This is a genomic window from Pseudomonas sp. Root329, assembly GCF_001424925.1.
GTDB classification, from domain to species: domain Bacteria; phylum Pseudomonadota; class Gammaproteobacteria; order Pseudomonadales; family Pseudomonadaceae; genus Aquipseudomonas; species Aquipseudomonas arabinosi.
The window spans coordinates 103,647-122,661 of sequence record NZ_LMCV01000004.1 but is presented as its reverse complement, the minus strand read 5'-3'; the positions used below and the strand labels follow the sequence as shown (position 1 = coordinate 122,661).

General features: G+C 61.2%; 18 protein-coding genes and 1 pseudogene. 15 read left to right on the top strand and 4 right to left on the bottom strand.

Annotated elements, in window-relative coordinates; translation table 11 throughout:
• Positions 1-4: 4 nt before the first annotated feature.
• The 3 genes from ASC74_RS06690 to ASC74_RS06680 are packed head-to-tail and all read left to right on the top strand — an operon-like array spanning position 5 to position 4,396.
• The gene (locus ASC74_RS06690; RefSeq protein WP_056740300.1) at positions 5-1,612 is read left to right on the top strand and encodes a carboxyl transferase domain-containing protein; all 1,608 of its coding nucleotides are present in this window, start codon (positions 5-7) and stop codon (positions 1,610-1,612) included.
• Between the two features lie 13 nt (positions 1,613-1,625).
• The gene (locus ASC74_RS06685; RefSeq protein ID WP_056740299.1) at positions 1,626-2,441 is read left to right on the top strand and encodes a gamma-carboxygeranoyl-CoA hydratase; all 816 of its coding nucleotides are present in this window, start codon (positions 1,626-1,628) and stop codon (positions 2,439-2,441) included.
• Entirely contained in the window at positions 2,441-4,396 is a 1,956-nt protein-coding gene (locus ASC74_RS06680; protein ID WP_056740297.1) for an acetyl/propionyl/methylcrotonyl-CoA carboxylase subunit alpha, read from the top strand. The genes ASC74_RS06685 and ASC74_RS06680 overlap by 1 nt, the downstream gene beginning before the upstream one ends.
• Positions 4,397-4,435: 39 nt before the next feature.
• On the opposite strand, the gene ASC74_RS06675 is transcribed toward ASC74_RS06680, so the two are convergent.
• A complete protein-coding gene (locus tag ASC74_RS06675) occupies positions 4,436-5,086 on the bottom strand; it encodes a LexA family protein (protein WP_056740295.1) in 651 nt (216 codons plus the stop codon).
• 129 nt (positions 5,087-5,215) lie between these two features.
• On the opposite strand from ASC74_RS06675, the gene ASC74_RS06670 reads away from it, so the two are divergent.
• The 4 genes and pseudogenes from ASC74_RS06670 to ASC74_RS06660 form a co-directional block, all read left to right on the top strand.
• Positions 5,216-5,557, top strand: a complete 342-nt coding sequence (locus tag ASC74_RS06670; RefSeq protein ID WP_056740294.1) for a DUF6124 family protein — start codon at positions 5,216-5,218, stop codon at positions 5,555-5,557.
• A 483-nt stretch (positions 5,558-6,040) separates the two neighbouring features.
• Complete coding sequence (locus ASC74_RS06665; protein ID WP_046047550.1) at positions 6,041-7,192, top strand: M14 family metallopeptidase; 1,152 nt, start codon at positions 6,041-6,043, stop codon at positions 7,190-7,192.
• 240 nt (positions 7,193-7,432) lie between these two features.
• Positions 7,433-7,581 (top strand): annotated as a pseudogene (locus ASC74_RS32575) (IS110 family transposase); the annotation flags it as partial.
• 81 nt (positions 7,582-7,662) lie between these two features.
• Positions 7,663-8,643 (top strand): IS110 family transposase (locus ASC74_RS06660; protein WP_082555779.1); only part of this gene is annotated, 981 nt, incomplete at its 5' end.
• 617 nt (positions 8,644-9,260) lie between these two features.
• On the opposite strand, the gene ASC74_RS06655 is transcribed toward ASC74_RS06660, so the two are convergent.
• Positions 9,261-9,806 (bottom strand): cytochrome b, encoded by a 546-nt coding sequence (locus tag ASC74_RS06655; protein ID WP_056740290.1) that lies wholly within the window; start codon positions 9,804-9,806, stop codon positions 9,261-9,263.
• Positions 9,803-10,891 carry a catalase family peroxidase gene (locus ASC74_RS06650; protein ID WP_056740287.1) on the bottom strand — a complete coding sequence of 363 codons (1,089 nt, stop codon included), beginning with the start codon at positions 10,889-10,891 and terminating at the stop codon, positions 9,803-9,805. Before ASC74_RS06650 ends, ASC74_RS06655 begins: the two co-directional genes overlap by 4 nt.
• A gap of 160 nt (positions 10,892-11,051) precedes the next feature.
• On the opposite strand from ASC74_RS06650, the gene ASC74_RS06645 reads away from it, so the two are divergent.
• Together ASC74_RS06645 and ASC74_RS06640 are read left to right on the top strand one after the other, a co-directional pair.
• Positions 11,052-11,558, top strand: coding sequence for an RNA polymerase sigma factor (locus ASC74_RS06645; RefSeq protein WP_056740286.1), 507 nt, complete (start codon positions 11,052-11,054; stop codon positions 11,556-11,558).
• Positions 11,555-12,307 carry an anti-sigma factor family protein gene (locus tag ASC74_RS06640; RefSeq protein WP_056740284.1) on the top strand — a complete coding sequence of 251 codons (753 nt, stop codon included), beginning with the start codon at positions 11,555-11,557 and terminating at the stop codon, positions 12,305-12,307. The genes ASC74_RS06645 and ASC74_RS06640 overlap by 4 nt, the downstream gene beginning before the upstream one ends.
• Positions 12,308-12,341: 34 nt before the next feature.
• Here ASC74_RS06640 and ASC74_RS06635 read toward each other — a convergent pair whose 3' ends face one another.
• Positions 12,342-13,178, bottom strand: coding sequence for an IclR family transcriptional regulator (locus ASC74_RS06635; protein ID WP_008148459.1), 837 nt, complete (start codon positions 13,176-13,178; stop codon positions 12,342-12,344).
• 244 nt (positions 13,179-13,422) lie between these two features.
• On the opposite strand from ASC74_RS06635, the gene ASC74_RS06630 reads away from it, so the two are divergent.
• From ASC74_RS06630 to ASC74_RS06605, 6 genes are all read left to right on the top strand, one after another.
• The gene (locus tag ASC74_RS06630; RefSeq protein WP_056740282.1) at positions 13,423-14,442 is read left to right on the top strand and encodes an ABC transporter ATP-binding protein; all 1,020 of its coding nucleotides are present in this window, start codon (positions 13,423-13,425) and stop codon (positions 14,440-14,442) included.
• Complete coding sequence (locus ASC74_RS06625; protein WP_056740280.1) at positions 14,439-15,308, top strand: ABC transporter permease; 870 nt, start codon at positions 14,439-14,441, stop codon at positions 15,306-15,308. Before ASC74_RS06630 ends, ASC74_RS06625 begins: the two co-directional genes overlap by 4 nt.
• Positions 15,309-15,314: 6 nt before the next feature.
• On the top strand, positions 15,315-16,109 hold the full coding sequence (locus ASC74_RS06620; RefSeq protein ID WP_056740278.1) for an ABC transporter permease: 795 nt from the start codon (positions 15,315-15,317) through the stop codon (positions 16,107-16,109).
• A 7-nt stretch (positions 16,110-16,116) separates the two neighbouring features.
• Positions 16,117-16,407 carry a (2Fe-2S)-binding protein gene (locus tag ASC74_RS06615; RefSeq protein WP_056740276.1) on the top strand — a complete coding sequence of 97 codons (291 nt, stop codon included), beginning with the start codon at positions 16,117-16,119 and terminating at the stop codon, positions 16,405-16,407.
• Positions 16,408-16,540: 133 nt separating this feature from the next.
• Positions 16,541-17,896, top strand: a complete 1,356-nt coding sequence (locus tag ASC74_RS06610; RefSeq protein ID WP_056740273.1) for an FAD/NAD(P)-dependent oxidoreductase — start codon at positions 16,541-16,543, stop codon at positions 17,894-17,896.
• Entirely contained in the window at positions 17,893-19,008 is a 1,116-nt protein-coding gene (locus ASC74_RS06605; RefSeq protein ID WP_056740271.1) for an NAD(P)/FAD-dependent oxidoreductase, read from the top strand. Before ASC74_RS06610 ends, ASC74_RS06605 begins: the two co-directional genes overlap by 4 nt.
• Positions 19,009-19,015 lie beyond the last annotated feature (7 nt).

The following is a 19,015-nucleotide window of genomic DNA, read 5'->3' as shown; positions in this document are numbered from 1 at the left end:
GTCCATGGCTATCCTGCATACCCAGCTCAACCCCCGATCGGCGGAGTTCGCGGCCAACAGCGCGGCGATGCTCAAACAGGTCGACGCCCTGCACACCCTGCTCGCTAAAGTGCAGCAAGGTGGCGGCCCGAAGGCGCAAGAGCGCCACACCTCGCGGGGCAAACTGCTGCCGCGTGAACGGATCAATCGTCTGCTCGATCCGGGTTCACCGTTTCTCGAGATCAGCCAATTGGCGGCCTACGAGGTGTATGGCGAAGACGTTCCGGCCGCTGGCGTGATTGCCGGGATCGGCCGTGTGGAAGGCGTCGAATGCATGATCGTCGCCAACGACGCCACCGTAAAAGGTGGCTCGTATTACCCGCTGACCGTAAAAAAACACCTGCGCGCCCAAACCATCGCCCAGCAGAACCGCTTGCCGTGCATTTACCTGGTGGACTCTGGCGGCGCCAACCTGCCACGTCAGGATGAAGTGTTCCCGGACCGTGAGCACTTCGGACGGATCTTCTTCAACCAAGCCAACATGAGCGCCATGGGCATCCCGCAAATCGCGGTGGTCATGGGTTCCTGCACCGCCGGTGGCGCGTACGTGCCAGCCATGGCCGACGAAGCGATCATGGTGCGCGAGCAAGCGACGATTTTCCTCGCCGGCCCGCCACTGGTGAAAGCCGCCACAGGTGAAGTGGTCAGCGCCGAAGACCTCGGCGGGGCCGATGTGCACTGCAAGATTTCCGGAGTGGCCGACCACTACGCCGAGAGCGACGAACACGCCCTGGCCATTGCGCGACGCAGCATCGCCAACCTCAACTGGCGCAAACTCGGCGAAGTGCAACAGCGCACGCCCATCGCCCCGCTCTACAACAGCGACGGGTTGTACGGCGTGGTCTCGGCGGATGCCAAGCAGCCGTTCGATGTGCGTGAAGTGATTGCGCGGTTGGTGGACGGTTCGGTGTTCGACGAATTCAAAGCACTGTTCGGGACGACCCTGGTGTGCGGCTTTGCCCACTTGCACGGTTACCCGATCGCGATCCTCGCCAACAACGGCATTCTGTTCGCCGAAGCGGCGCAGAAAGGCGCGCACTTCATCGAGCTGGCCTGTCAGCGCGGCATTCCGCTGTTGTTCCTGCAAAACATCACCGGTTTCATGGTCGGCCAGAAATACGAGGCCGGCGGCATCGCCAAGCATGGCGCGAAACTGGTAACCGCTGTGGCGTGCGCCAAGGTGCCGAAGTTCACCGTGATCATCGGTGGCAGTTTCGGTGCCGGTAACTACGGCATGTGCGGCCGGGCTTACGATCCACGTTTCCTGTGGATGTGGCCGAATGCACGCATCGGCGTGATGGGCGCCGAGCAGGCCGCGGGTGTTTTGGTGCAGGTGAAACGCGAGCAGGCCGAGCGCAGTGGCCAAAGTTTCAGCGCCGAGCAGGAAGCCGAGATCAAGCAACCGATCCTCGACCAATATGAAGAACAGGGTCATCCCTACTACTCCAGCGCCCGGTTGTGGGACGACGGTGTCATCGACCCGGCGCAAACCCGCGATGTATTGGCCCTGGCCTTGTCGGCGTCGCTGAATGCGCCTGTCGAACAGAGCCGCTTCGGCGTGTTCCGGATGTGATCGGGAGAAAATCATGAGCGACTTCAACACCCTCGAACTACTGACCGACCCGCGTGGTTTTGCCACCCTGTGGCTCAGCCGTGAAGAAAAGAACAACGCGTTCAACGCCGAAATGATCCGCGAACTGATCCTCGCGCTGGACAAAGTGTCGAGCGATGCCAGTCTGCGTTTCCTGTTAGTGCGTGGACGCGGCAAGCATTTCAGTGCCGGCGCGGACCTGGCCTGGATGCAGCAATCGGCCGAACTCGATTACCACACCAACCTCGACGACGCCCGGGAACTGGCGGAGTTGATGTACAACCTCGCCAAGCTGAAGGTCCCGACGCTGGCAGTGGTGCAAGGCGCTGCATTCGGTGGCGCGCTGGGCCTGATCAGTTGCTGCGACATGGCCATCGGCGCCGATGACGCGCAGTTCTGCCTGTCGGAAGTGCGCATCGGCCTGGCCCCGGCGGTGATCAGTCCGTTCGTGGTGCAAGCCATCGGCGAACGCGCGGCACGTCGCTATGCGCTGACTGCCGAGCGTTTCGGCGGACAACGAGCGCGAGAAATCGGCTTGTTATCGGAGAGTTATCCGATCGCTGAGCTGGAACAGAAAGTCGAGCAGTGGATCGACAACCTGTTGCTCAACAGCCCGGCCGCCATGCGCTCCAGCAAGGACTTGCTGCGCGAAGTCGGCCACGGCGCGCTGACCCCGGCACTACGCCGCTACACCGAAAATGCCATCGCCCGAATTCGCGTCAGCCCCGAAGGTCAGGAAGGCCTGCGGGCCTTTCTGCAAAAACGTCCGCCGAGCTGGCAAGCCGAAACCACCACCAAGGAGCCGCGTTGATGAGCGCACCTGTTCTCACCACCCTGCTGGTGGCCAACCGCGGCGAAATCGCTTGCCGGGTGATGCGCACCGCCAAAGCCCTGGGCCTGACCACCGTGGCCGTGCACAGCGCCACTGACCGTGAAGCCCGACACAGCCGCGAAGCGGATATCCGCGTCGATCTCGGTGGCAGCAAAGCCGCCGACAGCTACCTGCAAATCGACAAACTGATCGCCGCGGCCAAGGCCAGCGGCGCTCAGGCGATTCATCCGGGTTATGGCTTTCTTTCCGAGAACGCCGGGTTCGCCCGCGCGATTGAAGAAGCTGGCCTGATTTTCCTCGGCCCGCCCGCCTCAGCCATTGATGCAATGGGCAGCAAATCCGCCGCCAAAGCCTTGATGGAAACCGCCGGCGTGCCGCTGGTGCCTGGCTATCACGGCGAAGCTCAGGACCTCGACACCTTCCGCGACGCCTGCGAACGCATCGGTTATCCAGTGCTGCTCAAGGCCACCGCGGGCGGTGGCGGCAAAGGCATGAAAGTGGTCGAGGACGTCAGCCAGTTGGCCGAAGCCCTGGCCTCGGCCCAGCGTGAAGCGAAATCCTCGTTCGGCGATTCTCGGATGCTGGTGGAGAAGTACCTGCTCAAACCGCGCCACGTGGAAATCCAGGTCTTTGCCGATCAGCACGGCAACTGCCTGTACCTCAACGAACGTGACTGTTCGATTCAGCGTCGGCACCAAAAAGTCGTTGAAGAAGCACCCGCTCCAGGCTTGAGCCCGGAACTGCGTCGCGCCATGGGCGAAGCCGCCGTGCGTTCGGCACAAGCCATCGGCTATGTCGGCGCCGGCACCGTGGAGTTTCTGCTGGACTCTCGCGGTGAGTTCTTCTTCATGGAGATGAACACACGCCTTCAAGTCGAACACCCGGTCACCGAAGCCATCACCGGCCTCGATCTGGTGGCCTGGCAGATTCGTGTGGCCCGTGGCGAAGCGCTGCCGATGACTCAAGCCGAGGTTCCGCTGATCGGGCATGCCATCGAAGTGCGGTTGTATGCCGAAGACCCGGGCAATGATTTCCTGCCGGCTACCGGTCGACTGGAGCTGTATCGCGAATCCGCGCAAGGTCCGGGACGGCGGGTGGACAGTGGCGTCGAAGAAGGCGACGAGATCTCTCCATTCTACGATCCGATGCTCGGCAAACTGATTGCCTGGGGCGAGGATCGTGAACAGGCGCGACTGCGGCTGCTGAGCATGCTCGATGAGTTTGCCATTGGCGGGCTCAAGACCAACATCAACTTCCTGCGCCGGATCGTCGGCCATCCGGCGTTTGCTGCGGCTGAACTGGATACCGGGTTCATTCCGCGTTATCAGGAAGAACTGCTGCCAGTCGCCTCGGACCTCAGTGACGAATTCTGGCAAGCCGCCGCCCAGGCGTTTGCCCAAAGCCAGCCGAGCTCTCCTCGTGCCGATGACCCGGTTTCGCCTTGGGCCAACAGCAATGGTTTCCGTGCCGGACTGCCGACAGAAATCACCCTGCATTTGAGTTGTGAAGGCCAGGATTGCGCGCTGACGTTGGGCGACGCTGATGCCCACACCGCTCAACTCAAGGGCGAGCAACTGCTAATCGAGCTCAACGGCCTGCGCCGCCAGCATCGGGCAATCCGCCGTGGCGACGTTCTGTATCTGCAATGGGAAGGTGAATTGCGCCGCATCGAGTCCTACGACCCGATCAGTGCCGTCGAAGCCAGTCACAGCCATCACGGCGGGCTGACCGCGCCCATGAATGGCAGCATCGTGCGGGTACTGGTGGAAGCCGGGCAAACGGTAGAAGCCGGGGCGCAGTTGGTGGTGCTGGAGGCGATGAAAATGGAGCACAGCATTCGTGCGCCACACGCCGGGGTGATCAAGGCGCTGTATTGCCAGGAAGGCGAGATGGTCAGTGAAGGCAGTGCGTTGGTCGAGTTTGAAGAAGCATGAAATGAAGATCGGTCCTACGTCTTGCGAGGACCGATCTGATCAGAACCTGGCTGTCGCCTGAACCACCACGCCGATAATTCGGCACTCTTCGGTGTAAAGGGCTTTCGGATACGTCGGATTGAGCGGGATCAGGTAACGCTGCCCGCCCTCTTCGATCAGCTTGCGAAAGGTCGCCTCGGCGCTGTCGGGCCATTGGGCGATCACCAGTTTTCCGGGTTCCGGCACGATGGCCGGGTCCACCAGGATCATCATGCCCTCGGCGATGCTGATACCCGTGGGCGCGGTCATCGCATCGCCCACCACACTCAGCCAGAAGGCCGGGCCTTGGGCGTGGTAGTCGGTCAGCTCGAAGCGTTCCTCCTTGCGATACACCGTCAGCTCACCATCGCGCAGCTGCGCCGGCTCCTTCCAGTCACTGACCGGGTAGCGGAAGTACGGGTTGTACTTCAGCGCCAGAGGCATCTCCTCCTCTTCCAGGATGAGTGGTTCGCGGATCACCAGCACCACTTCGAGAAAGTCCATGCCCAGCGCCTTCAACACACGGTTCATGTTGACGACGCCGGGGTCGCGGCGTTTGTTCAGCCAGTGGCCGACGCCGCCCTGGGACATCCCGAGGCGATCTGCGAGTTCTTCTTGAGTGACTTTGAGTTCACTCATCTTGGCCTTGACCAATTCAATCCATTTATCCATGTGCGGCACGATACGTGGGCGCCTCCGGCCATCAAAACACAAATTGTAGTATTTAATCTCTCGTCATAAATACAGTACGTACTAGGATTGGTTCACGGATCTGAATCTATCACGGAGCTTGCCATCGCCATGTCCATTCCCAGCAACGACCTGCCTGACATGCAAATCGACACGTCCCTCACCTCGCCAAAAGGCTCTGCCGCCGCGCAACGAGCGCTGGACTATTACTTGAAACCAGCTGTTTCAGAAGAAGTGATCGAAGAACGTTTCTTTGACGTAAACCGCAACATCAGCTGCGAAGAGGCGCTGGTCCATGCCACGGATTTGCTACGTTGTGCCGCCGCCATCGCGTACGAGTCAGCCAGCAATTTACAGGGCGCAAGTCGGGACCTGGCGTTTTCGGCGGTGCACATGATCGACATGGCCAGGGCGATGGTAGATCGATCCCTGGAGGGCGATCAGAACGGGTGAGACACGGGTGCTTGCGAGGAGGACAGGAAAGATTTTTCCAATCGCGCAGATAAAAGCATTTGACTTGCAAACGAGAATGATTATTATTGCATGCAGCTGGTCGCGAGATCAGTCGATTGTCCAAGTGACCTTAGGTCGGTCTCCTGGACTATCTCCTCATCAGGCTAATCACGGTTTTTGACCCGGCTTTTTGCCGGGTCTTTTTTTTGCCAGTTATTCTGGCTTTACCTTCAGGCTAATGAAGTCTTTAGGTGCTGCAAATTCGAATGGCGCGGATGATATCAAAAGAATATCCGTTGGCAAGAGAAGCCCGGCATCATTGGCCCAAACTAATAAAAAATAGCGCTTGAGAATCAATCGCACAGTCTCTAAGCTGCGTCGGCGTCAAGGAGGACGCCCCCCGCTTCAGCCCAGAATTTCCCCCGGTTTTTCCCTTCCCAGCGTGTAAAGTAGCAGCCATAAAATCATATTCAGGAATCGACTATGGCCGTGGCTAAATCCTCTTTCGACATCAGTGCCAACTTCGACAGTGGCAACATTGAAGTGCTGGACATCAGCAATCCGTTGCAAGCCCTGCTGGCCATCAAGCCAGACACCCGCAGCCAACACTTTCAGTGGTTCCATTTCAAGGCCAGCGGTCTGCACGTCGGTCAGGAACACTGGTTTCGTCTGAACAATGCCAGCAAGTCCTCCTACAACAAAGCCTGGGATGGTTATCAGGCGGTGGCGTCCTACGACCACGTCAACTGGTTCCGGGTGCCGACCATTTTCGAAGGTGACTGCCTGCGCTTCAGCCTTGAAGCCACCGCCACCCACGCCTGGTTTGCTTACTTCGAACCCTACAGCCGCGGTCGCCATGACTGGTTGATCGAGCAAGCGCTGACCAAGGCCGGCACCGAACTGCTGGCCACCGGCAAGAGCGTCGAAGGTCGAGACATCCAGCTGCTGCGTAAAGGCACTGGCGCCGAAGGTCAGCGCAAGGTCTGGATCATTGCCCAGCAACACCCCGGCGAACACATGGCCGAGTGGTTCATGGAAGGTGTGATCGAACGTCTCGAAAAACACGACGATCCGGTATTGAACAAACTGCTGACCAGCGCCGATCTGTATTTGGTTCCCAACATGAACCCGGACGGCGCGTTCCACGGTCACCTGCGCACCAACGCCATGGGCCAGGACCTGAATCGCGCCTGGCAGAGCGCCAGCCAGGAAATCAGCCCGGAAGTGCTGTTCGTTCAGCAGCAGATGGAAAAGTACGGCGTGGACCTGTTCCTCGACATCCATGGCGATGAAGAAATCCCCTACGTGTTCACCGCCGGTTGCGAAGGCAATCCGGGGTACACGCCACGAATCGAAAAACTCGAAGAGCATTTCCGCAGTCATCTGAAGCACCTGACCAAGGACTTCCAGACCAAGCACGGCTACACCCGCGACGAACCGGGCAAAGCCAACATGACCCTGGCGTGCAACAGCGTCGGCGAGAAATTCGACTGCCTGTCGCTGACCCTGGAAATGCCCTTCAAGGACAACAACGATGCGCCGAATGCGCTGACCGGCTGGTCCGGCAAGCGTTCGAAGCAGTTGGGAAAGGATGTGCTGACGACCGTTGCGGATATGGTCAACACCTTGCGCTGACGGCCCGATCCATGTAATTGGATGGACTCGCCCACGCCGAGGCGTCAATGCGCCACGGTGGCAGTCTAAACAGCCAACGACAGCGAGGGCGAGTCCATGAAAAAGCATACTTCGATTGATCAATCCNCGCCCACGCCGAGGCGTCAATGCGCCACGGTGGCAGTCTAAACAGCCAACGACAGCGAGGGCGAGTCCATGAAAAAGCATACTTCGATTGATCAATCCGTGTCTTCTTCCGATTTGTCGGTCTGCACAACCGTGGCGGTCGATCTGGCCAAGCAGGTCTTTCAGGTCGCCGGCGAAGACGTCCTCGGCCAAGTGCACTACGAGCAGCGGATCAAGTCGCGCGAGGCGTTTTATGAGTTTCTCCGCCAGTTGCCGCCTCATGTCGTGGTTCTGATGGAGACCGGTCCGGGTGCTCAAGCCTGGGCCCGCAGCTGCAAGACCAAGGCAATCTGGCGCGGATTCTNGTGCACTACGAGCAGCGGATCAAGTCGCGCGAGGCGTTTTATGAGTTTCTCCGCCAGTTGCCGCCTCATGTCGTGGTTCTGATGGAGACCGGTCCGGGAGCTCAAGCTTGGGCCCGACAGCTGCAAGACCAAGGCAATCTGGTGCGGATTCTTCCAGCCGGCTTGGTGGCCGCACATCGCAGCGGGCCTAAAAATGACCGCAACGATGCGCTGGCGATTCTGCGGGCTGGTCGCGATGAAAAGATCTGCGCAGTGCCGGTCAAAAGCGTTGCGGCGCTGGCAATGCAGGCGTTGCATCGCGCCCGCCAGGGTTATGTGCGTCGACGCACGGCGGTGAGTAATCAGATGCGCGGCCTGCTGCTTGAGCACGGCGTGGCCTTGGCGCAGGGCGATGTTGCAATCAGCCAGAAAATTCCGCGGGTACTGGAAGATGCCACCCAGCCGGTGCCGGGCCTGCTGCGTGAACTGATCGACGAACTGTTGGCCGAGTGGCGCCATTTGGGCGAGCGCATCAGCGTGCTGACGGGGCGCCTGGAAGTGGCCGCCAACGCCGACATGACGGCGAAGCGACTGATGACTGTGCGCGGCATCGGCCCAGTCACTGCCACGGCACTGGTGGCCAAGGAAACCAAGCCTGAGCGATTTCCCAATGCCCGCAAGTTTGCCGCGTACTTTGGCATGGTGCCTGACCAGCACAGCAGCGGGCAGACGGTCCGGCTGGGAGACATGACCAAGCGAGGCGATGTTTATCTAGGCAGCCTGATGATCCAGGGAGCCCATGCGGTGCTGCAACAACTACGACCTGATTCCCAGCAACCCGATGACCGCCGCTTGTTGCGCTGGATGAGCCGGCTGGGCCGTAAGGAGGCTGCGGTCAGGCTAGCCAACCGCAACCTGCGAATCGTCTGGGTGCTTCTACAGAATGACCAGACTTATCGTCGCCAGACGGGTGATGGCCAGCAAGCGACGATGAGCCACTGAGCGACAGAGTTCTGCCACCGAGGTACTAACTGTCCGACCCTTTGCTGAAAAAAAATTGACCCCAGGTAAGACCGGCGTGGATTGATGCCTAAGCTGCTACTGGCCTTCGAGGCCTGACTGTAATCGGCATACCACGAGCTCTTCCANACAAGATGATTGCCAGGGGCACGGTGGAAGAGAAGATTCAGCGCCGTTGTGCAGTGTACCGCTGGTATTCGCCGGGCTGGCCCTGATTCACGGGCTCACCGAGGTACTAACTGTCCGACCCTTTGCTGAAAAAAAATTGACCCCAGGTAAGACCGGCGTGGATTGATGCCTAAGCTGCTACTGGCCTTCGAGGCCTGACTGTAATCGGCATACCACGAGCTCTTCCAATTTTGGCCAGAAGCCGAAGACGGCTTCTTCGAATAGGCCTGATACATAGATGCAACGGGGCGGCGGTTTTTCAAAAGCGGGTAGACAGTGGGGGCGAGTCCATACATAGCAGCTGGCGCAGCCTGCGTTCGGCTGCGAAGCAGTCGCAAAATCAAACGCCTCGGTCATTCAGTTAAACCGTGGTGAATCGATTGACGTCTGCTTCGCAGCCGAACGCAGGCTTCGCCAGCTGCTACAGGGGATCAGCCGCGATCCTTGCCCCGCAACATGCTGTCCAGCACGTCATCGCGGCGCACCCAACCGTGAAACAACGCCGCCGCCAAATGCAGTAGCACCGTCAAGAACAACAAATACGCCAGATACCCGTGAGCCTTGCGCAGGAACGCAAACACCTGCGCATTCGCCGGTACGATCGATGGCAACTGTAACGAACTGCTGAGCATCACCGGATCCCCCGCCGCCGAAATCATCGCCCAACCCAGCAGCGGCAGAATCAGCATCAAGGCGTACAGCAACACATGCGAAGCCTTGGCCGCCAGCGCTTGCCAACCCGGCAGATCCGCTGGCAGCGGTGGCTGTTGAGTGGAAAATCGCACGGCCAGGCGCACGATCACCAGCAGCAGAATCGCGACGCCCAAGGGTTTGTGCAGATGAATCAGCCACTCATGACGCTCGGACACCGAAGCGGCCATGCCCGCGCCGATAAACAGCATGGCAATGATCATCAGCGCCATCAGCCAGTGCAGCAATCGCGCTAACGGCGCGAAATGGTTCGGTTGAGCGCTCATTGACGAGACTCCTGTTTATTATCGACGGGCAACTGGCTGACTTCGCTGGTACGACGCAAGTAGGAAGTGGCGTACCCCGCTGAACGAGCGGCGAGCAAAGGGTCGTCGGAACCTTCGATACCAGCGGGCAGTACCAGCGGGTCGTAGTTGATGTCCCGGCATTCGCCATTGAGTTGTGGCTGGGTGCTTTCGAGCACCAACGTGCCGGCGTTCAACACTTTGCGACCGTCGGGCCAAGCCTTGCTGGCGTCGTTGACCGGATCGCCAGGGTTGGCCAGTGTGATGTTCAGCTGCCAACGCAGCGGCCCTGCGGAAATACGCTGAACCAGGTCTTTCTCCAGGAATTCACCCCCTTCAGGCGCCGTAGCACCCGCTGCATCCTGAGCGACGGGCACCATACTCCAGCGCACCGCCTGCCGTTGTCCCGCAGCGTTCACCAGGTAAAACGCATTGACGCTGTTGTAGGTTTCCGTCACGTAGCTGGCCGACGGCTTGGCGGTTTTGATCCAGGCCAGGAACGGTGCAGCTTCCGGATGCGAACCGAAGAACGCTGGCACGGCAGCCGGGTTCGGCTTGCCGGTGGCCGGATCCGACGACTGGGCCTGCTGCAATTGGTAGAACGCTTCGGGCGTGCCCACCGGGAACACCGGCATGCTGTTCATCCCGGTGCGCCATTGCTGGCCGTTGGCCTGGGTGAAGCGCAGTGCCAGGCTGCGGATTGGCACGCTGTTGTCTGGCGCATAAGGATTACCGGCCGGCAATGCGAAACGCCCGACCACCGGGGTCCGCGCTACATTGAACACCTGAGCGCTGGAATAGCTGCGCGCCTCACCGCTGCTCTCGAAATGTCCGATCACGCACACGCCTTTGGAGTGGTTACGCCGGAAGCCCGGGTGCACGCCGTTGTTGGTTTCCAGCACATTGATCAGTTTTTTCGGGGTCAGGCGCTGTGGGTCAAAGGTGCCGTTGACGTAGGCAAAAGCCCCGGCCAGGGCGGCAACCACCACAGCGATACCGGCCAGACGTAACGTCAGGCTCGCGGCACTCAAGGGTGGCCGGGTTGGCGGTGATGAGCGATCTACCATGAAAGACTCCAGGGCCATCGGCCACAAGTGAGAAGGATCAAGCAGACGCACCCCGCGCTGGTTTATTCCCTCGCCCGGTATTTATTTTTTCAGGCGTGGAATAACCTCGACTGCCGGGCGTCTTCCTAGACACTCAAGCGTAGTGACTAGCCAGAACTTCATGAACGATATCGACGAACAACTGCGAGAAATCATTCCCAGATTGCGCCGGTTTGCCGTGTCGTTGACGCGCAATCCCAGCAGCGCCGACGACCTGGTGCAGTCTTGCCTTGAGCGCGCGCTGTCGAGTTGGGGCGACAAACGCCCCGAGGGCGACTTGCGCGCCTGGCTGTTTTCGATTCTGTATAGACAGTTTCTCGATGCTCACCGGCGCTCCCGGCGTTATGCGCGGATGCTCGAATTCTTTACCGGTCGTGACGATTCACAGCCGTCGGTGGAACGCACCGTGATCGCCCAATCGACCCTGAAAGCCTTCGATCAACTCAGCACTGAACAACGTGCCCTGCTGCTCTGGGTCTCGGTCGAAGGCTTGAGTTACAAAGAGGTCGCCGAGATTCTCGACGTCCCCACCGGCACCGTAATGTCCCGCCTGTCCCGTGCCCGCCAAGCCTTGCGCCAGTTGAGCGACGGCGAAATCACCCGCCCTTCTCTGCGGAGATTCAAATGATCAGCCTGCCCCCAAGCGAGCGTGACCTGCACGCTTATGTCGACCAGCAACTCAGCGATGCCGACCGACGTCTGATGGAAACTTTTCTGGCCAGCAACGCTGAGGTGGCTGCCCAAGTGCGTGCCTGGCAGCAGGACGCCCAGCAATTGCGCGCGGCATTGAGCGGTGCCCTGCAGCAACCGGCCAATCCGGACCTCGACCCGGCGCTGATTCGCCAACGCCTCAAACGACAATCTCGCCGTCACCTGGCCAGCGCTGCCGTGTTGCTGATCGCGGTCAGCGTCGGCGGGTTCAGCGGTTGGCAAGCCCGGGAGATGACGCTCGTCAGTACCCAACTGCCGATGACCGATGCCCTGCAGGCCTATCGCCTGATTGCCCAGAAAGGCATCCTGCCGGCCGATTACACAGTCAGCGACGACGGTGACATGCAGGGTTGGCTCGACCGCTATTTCACTCAGGCCAATCGCTTGCCGGACCTCTCGGGCGCCGGTTTCAAACCGGTCAGCGGACGCTTACTGAGCACCGAGCAAGGGCCGGCGGCGATGGTGGTCTACGAGGATCAAAGCGGCCATAAAGTCAGCTTCTACGTCCGCCCGCCGGGACCGAAAAACTACCTGTTACCGAGGGGCAGTCGCAGCGATGGCGAGTTGCAGGCCGAGTACTGGTCAGGGGGCGGGTACAACTACGCGATGGTCAGCCCGAGCGATACGCCGGCGGCGCAGATGCTTAAGCAAACCGCGCAGTTCTGATCACCATCGCTCCCACAGGGGAGTTGTGGCGGTTTCAACCCTGCCCAAACACTTGCGAAGGCCGGCGCAGCAACGGGTCGAACGGATTGATCCGCGGCCCGATCAGCGCCGCTTCGCGCTTGAGCATTTCGACCACCGTCGGCAAGCGATCCGGCCCCAGCCGATCACTGACGGTGGCCACACTCAACGCCGCGACCGCCCGCCCTTCACGATCCAGAATCGGCACCGCCACCCCGGCCATGCCCTGCAACACGCCGGTGTTGCGCCCGGCATAACCGAGCTTGCGCACGTTCTCGACTTCGGAGCGCAGGAACACCTCGTCGTACAGGTGGAAATCCTTGAGCCTCGGCAAGTTGTAGTGAATCACCGTGTCGCGCTCTTCTTCCGGCAAAAACGCAAGAATCGCCAGGCTACCCTGCCCCACACCCAGCGCCACCCGCCCGCCAATGTCACCGGTAAACGTACGGATCGGAAACGGCCCTTCACTGCGATCCAGGCAGATCGCATCAAACCCACTGCGCGCCAACAAAAACAACGAATCCCCCAACGATGCCGACAGCCGCAGCAGCGCCGGACGCACCAGTTCGCGCAGGTTTCCGGTGTTCCCGGCGCGGGCCGCCAGGGCAAAGAACTCCAGGCTCAGGCGATAGCGTTTGCTGCGCGCATCCTGCTCGACCATGCCCTCATCCATCAGGCTGCGCAGCAAGCGGTGCGTGGTCGGTTGCGACAGGCCAATGCGCTGGGCCAGTTGCGTCACCCGCTCCCCGCCCTCGACGGTGTCACCCAGACTGCGCAGCACGGCAAACAGTCTGGAGACTGCGCCAACACCGACATCACTTTTGCTTTCATTCCGCTCAATGGAATCTGTCATGGGTTTTCTCGAGTATTAATTTACTCACCGAATGAAACTGAAAATAGTCATCGCTTCAGTGAAATAGGCCATTGAGCCCATCCTATTCTTCGTCCTACTCTGCGTCCAGACAGGGGCGATTCGAACAACAGCGGCAGCCGACTGAAGTCGAGCGCCAACGCACCCAGCAAGACCTTTTCGTATCTGCCCATACAAAAAAGCGCGCCTTCGGGCGACGCATAACAATCTCAGGTGGAGCGCAGTTATGGCTTTTGTGCAACTTGAAGGACTCGGTAAACGTTACGGCGAGATCGACGCCGTCGTTGCTACTAACCTCTCGGTCGAAAAAGGCGAGTTTGTCTCGCTGCTCGGCCCCTCCGGATGCGGCAAAACCACCACCCTGCAAATGATCGCCGGCTTCGTCGAAGTCACGAGCGGACGCATTGTTCTGGACGGTCGCGACATCACCCACGCCAAACCCGCCAGCCGCGGTCTGGGCGTGGTGTTCCAGAGTTACGCGCTGTTCCCGCACATGACCGTGAAAGACAACGTCGCCTTCGGCCTGCGCATGCGCAAAGTGGCCAACGGCGAGTTGCAGCAGCGAGTGGACCGGGTGCTGAAACTGGTACGCCTGAACCAGCATGCCGAGCGTTATCCCCGGGAGCTCTCCGGCGGCCAGCGTCAACGCGTTGCATTGGCTCGGGCCTTGGTGATCGAGCCGCCGGTCCTGTTGCTCGATGAGCCGCTGTCCAACCTCGACGCCAACCTGCGCGAAGAGATGCAATTCGAGATCCGCCGCATCCAGCGTGAAGTCGGGATCACCACGCTGATGGTCACCCATGACCAGTCCGAAGCGCTGTCCATCAGCGACCGGGTAGTGGTGATGCAAGCCGGGCGCATCACCCAAATCGACGCGCCCTACACCCTCTACGAACATCCGCGCACCGAGTTCATTTCCGGGTTCGTTGGCAAGGCCAATTTGCTGCCCGGCGATCGGGACAGTACCGGCACCGTCCAAGTGAGCAGTGGCGGCGAACTGACCCTGAGTCTGCGCCCGGAAAAAATCGATCTGCGGGACAAAGGTCAGGGCCGTCTGCAAGGCAACATCGTCAGCCGCTTCTTTCTCGGCAGCCAATGGCTGTACGGCGTATCGACGACCCTGGGCGAACTCAGCGTGGTTCGCCGCAATGACGGTTCGGCACCGCTGACCGAAGGCACGGCGGTCGGCCTCGACTGGGACGCAACGTTGCTGCGGGTGCTGAGTGTCGACGAGGTGCCGGCATGAGTACGCTTGTCGCCATTCGCCAGGGACGCCAGGGTTATTGGCTGTCGGCACCGGCCCTGGCCTTATACCTGAGCCTGCTGGTTATCCCGCTGCTGCTGACCTTGGTGCTGTCGTTCAACGTCTTCGACTACAGCTCGGGGATCAACAGCGACGCCTACACCCTCGGTCACTACAGCAGCCTGCTCGGCGATTCGTACTTCTACGAAATCTTTCTGCGCACGATGTGGATCAGCGCCCTGACCACCCTCCTCTGCGTGGTGATCGGCGTGCCCGAGGCCTACATCCTCAGCCGCATGGGCACGCCTTGGCGCTCGATTTTCCTGATTCTGATCCTCACCCCGTTGCTGATTTCGGTGGTGGTGCGCGCCTTCGGCTGGAGCCTGCTGCTGGGTGCCGACGGCCTGGTTAACCAGACCCTGCAAGCCTTCGGTGGCTCGCCGATGAAGCTGCTCTACACGCCGTTCGCGGTGGTGATTGCGCTGGTCCACGTGATGCTGCCGTTCATGATCATTCCGGTCTGGACCTCGCTGCAAAAACTCGACCCGGCCGCCGAGCAGGCCGCGATGTCCCTCGGTGCCAGCCACTTCACCGTGATGCGCCAAGTGGTGCTGCCGCAAATCATGCCCGGCGTGCTCTCGGGCACCTTAATCGTGTTCGGCCTCGCAGCCAGCTCCTTCGCGATTCCCGGCCTGCTCGGCGGACGCCGGATAAAAATGGTCGCCACGCTGATCTACGACCAGTACCTGTCGGAGCTCAACTGGCCGATGGGCGCGGCCATCGCCGTGGCCCTGCTGTTGCTCAACCTGCTGATCATGCTGTCGTGGAACCGGATGATCGAAGGCCGCTACAAGAAGTCATTGGGATAACTCGTCATGTCCAAGAACGGTCCTTTCGCCCTGCTGTTCCATACCCTGGTGGTGCTGTTCATGCTGGCGCCGCTGGTGGTGGTCTGCCTCGTGGCCTTCACCCCGGAAAACACCCTGAGCCTGCCGACCACGGAGTTTTCCCTGCGCTGGTTCCGCGCAGTGTTCGAGCGTGCTGACTTTGTCGATGCGTTCTACAACAGCCTGATCCTGGCGTTCTGCGCCGCCAGTCTGGCGACGTTGATTGCGGTGCCGGCGGCGCTGGCGATCACGCGCTTCGAGTTCCCCGGCCGCGACTTTTTCAATGGTTTGTTCCTGTCGCCGATCATCATTCCGCACTTGGTGTTGGGTGTCGCATTGCTGCGCTTGTTTGCGCTGATGGGCGTCAACGGCAGCTTCGCCTGGCTGATCTTCGCCCACGTGCTGGTGATCACACCGTACGTACTGCGACTGGTGCTGGCGTCGGCCATCGGCCTGGATCGCAGCGCCGAACACGCCGCGCAATCGCTCGGTGCCGGGCGCTTCACGCTGTTCAGGGAAATCACCTTGCCGATGATTCTGCCGGGAGTGGCCGGTGGCTGGCTGCTGGCGTTCATCAACAGTTTTGACGAGGTCACGCTGTCGATTTTCGTCACCTCGCCAGCCACGCAAACCTTGCCGGTGCGGATGTACGTGTACGCCACCGAATCCATCGATCCGATGATGGCGGCGGTGTCGGCACTGGTGATTGCGCTGACCGCGCTGACGATGATTTTGCTCGACCGGGTCTACGGCCTCGATCGGGTTCTGGTGGGCAAACAATGAGGGCGCCATGGCTCTGCTGAAACGACTGGCCGAAGGCGACCGCCCGGCCCTGGACTTTACCCTCGACGGCCAACCGGCCACCGGCCTGCTCGGCGACACCTTGCTGACGGCGGTGCTGACCTGCAGCGAACACTTGCGCGGCAGCGACTTCAGCGCCGAACCCCGCGCCGGGTTTTGCATGATGGGAGCCTGTCAGGACTGCTGGGTTCGATTGGGCGATGGTCGACGCGTGCGGGCCTGCTCAACGCTGCTCGAAGCCGGGCAGCGAATCAGCCGCGAACCGGGACGCACGATATGAACACCCAATCTACCTGCACAAACCGGATTCCCTGTGGGAGCGGGCTTGCTCGCGAAAGCGTCGTGTCAGCCACCACACCTATTGAATGTGCCGCCCTCTTCGCGAGCAAGCTCGCTCCCACAGGGGGTTGGGTATGAAGCCTGTAGTCATCATCGGTGCCGGTCCGGCCGGTATACGTGCCGCACAAACCCTGGTCGCCCACGGCGTTCGCCCGGTGCTGCTGGACGAAGCAGCACGCGGTGGCGGGCAGATTTATCGTCGCCAACCGGCCAACTTCAAGCGTTCGCCGGTCAAGCTGTATGGCTTCGAAGCCGGCAAGGCCAACGCGTTGCATCAGACGATCGACGTGCTGCGCGAGCAACTCGACTACCGTCCTGAAACCCTGGTGTGGAACGCCGAGGACGGTGCGCTCGACACCTTGCATGAAGGCCGCGCCGCGCGGCTGGCGTTCTCCCGGGTGATCGTCGCCACGGGCGCCACCGACCGGATTCTGCCGGTACCGGGCTGGACCCTTCCGGGGGTCTACAGCCTCGGCGCAGCGCAGATCGCCCTCAAATTTCAAGGCTGCGCCATCGGTGAACGCGTGGTGTTCGCCGGCAGTGGTCCGTTGCTGTACCTGGTGGCGTATCAATACGCCAAGGCCGGCGCAAAGGTGGTCGCTGTGCTCGACAGTTCGCCTTTCAGCGCTCAGGCCCGCGCCCTGCCCGGCCTGCTCTCGCAACCGGCCACCCTGGCCAAAGGCATCTATTACCGCAGCTGGCTGACCGCCCATGGCATCCCGGTACACCAGGGTGCCAGCCTGAAACGCATCAATGGCGAACAACGTGTGCAATCGCTGAACTGGTCCAACTCAAAGGGTGAACAGCCACTCGATTGCGACGCCGTCGCCTTCGCCCACGGCCTGCGCAGTGAAACCCAACTGGCCGACCTGCTCGGCTGTGAATTCGCCTGGAACCCGCTCAACCGCGCCTGGCTGCCGCAACGTGACAGCGCCGGTCGTAGCAGTGTCGCCGAGGTTTACCTGGCCGGTGACGGCGCCGGCATCATGGGCGCCGACGCGGCGGAAATGGCCGGCGAACGCGCGGCCCTGGCGTTGCTCGAAGACATCGGTTACCTGATCCCGCCGCAACGTGGGGCGCAATTGGAACAGGCGCTGGGGCGGATCGATACCTTCCGCCAAGGTCTGGAGCGGGCCTTCATCTTTCCCGAGCAATGGGCCGCCGATGCCCCGAATGACGTGATGATCTGCCGCTGCGAAGAAGTGCGGGCCGGCGACATCCGTCAGGTCGTACGCGAGGGCCATTGGGAGATCAACCGGGTCAAGGCGCATTGCCGGGTCGGCATGGGGCGCTGTCAAGGCCGGATGTGTGGCGCCGCCGCTGCGGAAATCATTGCCTGCGAAAGCCAGCGCTGCGTGTCCGACATCGGCAGGCTTCGGGCTCAGGCCCCCATCAAACCCCTGCCGTTTGGTCTGGAGGTCGAGTCATGATCGAAGTCGATGCCGTCATCATTGGCGGCGGAATTGTCGGCGCCTCCGCCGCGCTTTTTCTGAGCAAGGCCGGGCGTCGCGTGGCGCTGCTGGAGCGGGACTTCTGTGGTTCGCACTCCAGCGGCGTGAACTACGGCGGCGTGCGGCGTCAGGGGCGACCGCTGTCGCAACTGCCGCTGTCGCAACGGGCCCACGACATATGGGGGCAACTGCCGCAGCTGATTGGCATCGACGGTGAGTATCAGCGCAGCGGCCACCTGAAACTGGCCCGCAGCCTCAGCGACCTGCACGCCTTGCAAGACTATGCCGCCAGCAGTCGTGGCTTTGGCCTCGATTTGCAGGTACTCGAGCGCAGTGAATTGCGTGCCCGTTTTCCGTGGGTCGGCGAGGTGGCGGTCGGTGCCTCGTTTTGCCCCGATGACGGTCATGCCAACCCGCGACTGGTCTCCCCGGCGTTTGCCCGGGCGGCGCGGCGACATGGTGCGCAAGTCCATGAACAATGCCCGGTGACGGCGGTGGAACACGACGGTCAGCGCTTTCGCATCAGCACGCAAACCGGTCTGGAGCTGCAGGCGCCCTGGCTGCTGAATTGCGCCGGCGCCTGGGCCGACACTCTGGCAAAACAATTCGGTGAGGGCGTGCCGATGCACGCCGGGCACCCGGCGATGCTGGTCACCGAGCCCTTGCCGCTGGTGATGAATGCCAGCACCGGGGTCGAGGGCGGCGGTATCTATGCGCGTCAGGTCGCGCGCGGCAATTGCGTGTTGGGTGGCGGTCAGGGTTTTGCCCTCGACGGCGCCCGCGCCCGGCCCGGTCAGCACGCGGTGATCGAGATCCTGCGTCAAGCGGTCGAGCTCTATCCGTTTCTTGAAGGCGCCCAGGCGATTCGTACCTGGAGCGGCACCGAAGGTTACCTGCCCGATCGCCAACCGGTGATCGGCCACAGTGGCACTCAACCCGGTCTGCTGCACGCGTTCGGCTTTGCCGGCGCGGGCTTTCAAATCGGTCCCGCGGTGGGCCAGGCGCTCACCGAAATCATCTGCAGCGGCGCCTCAAAGACGCCACTGGATGCGTTTTCCATCACCCGGTTTCACTCCATCTCCGTTGCTTGATAGAGGA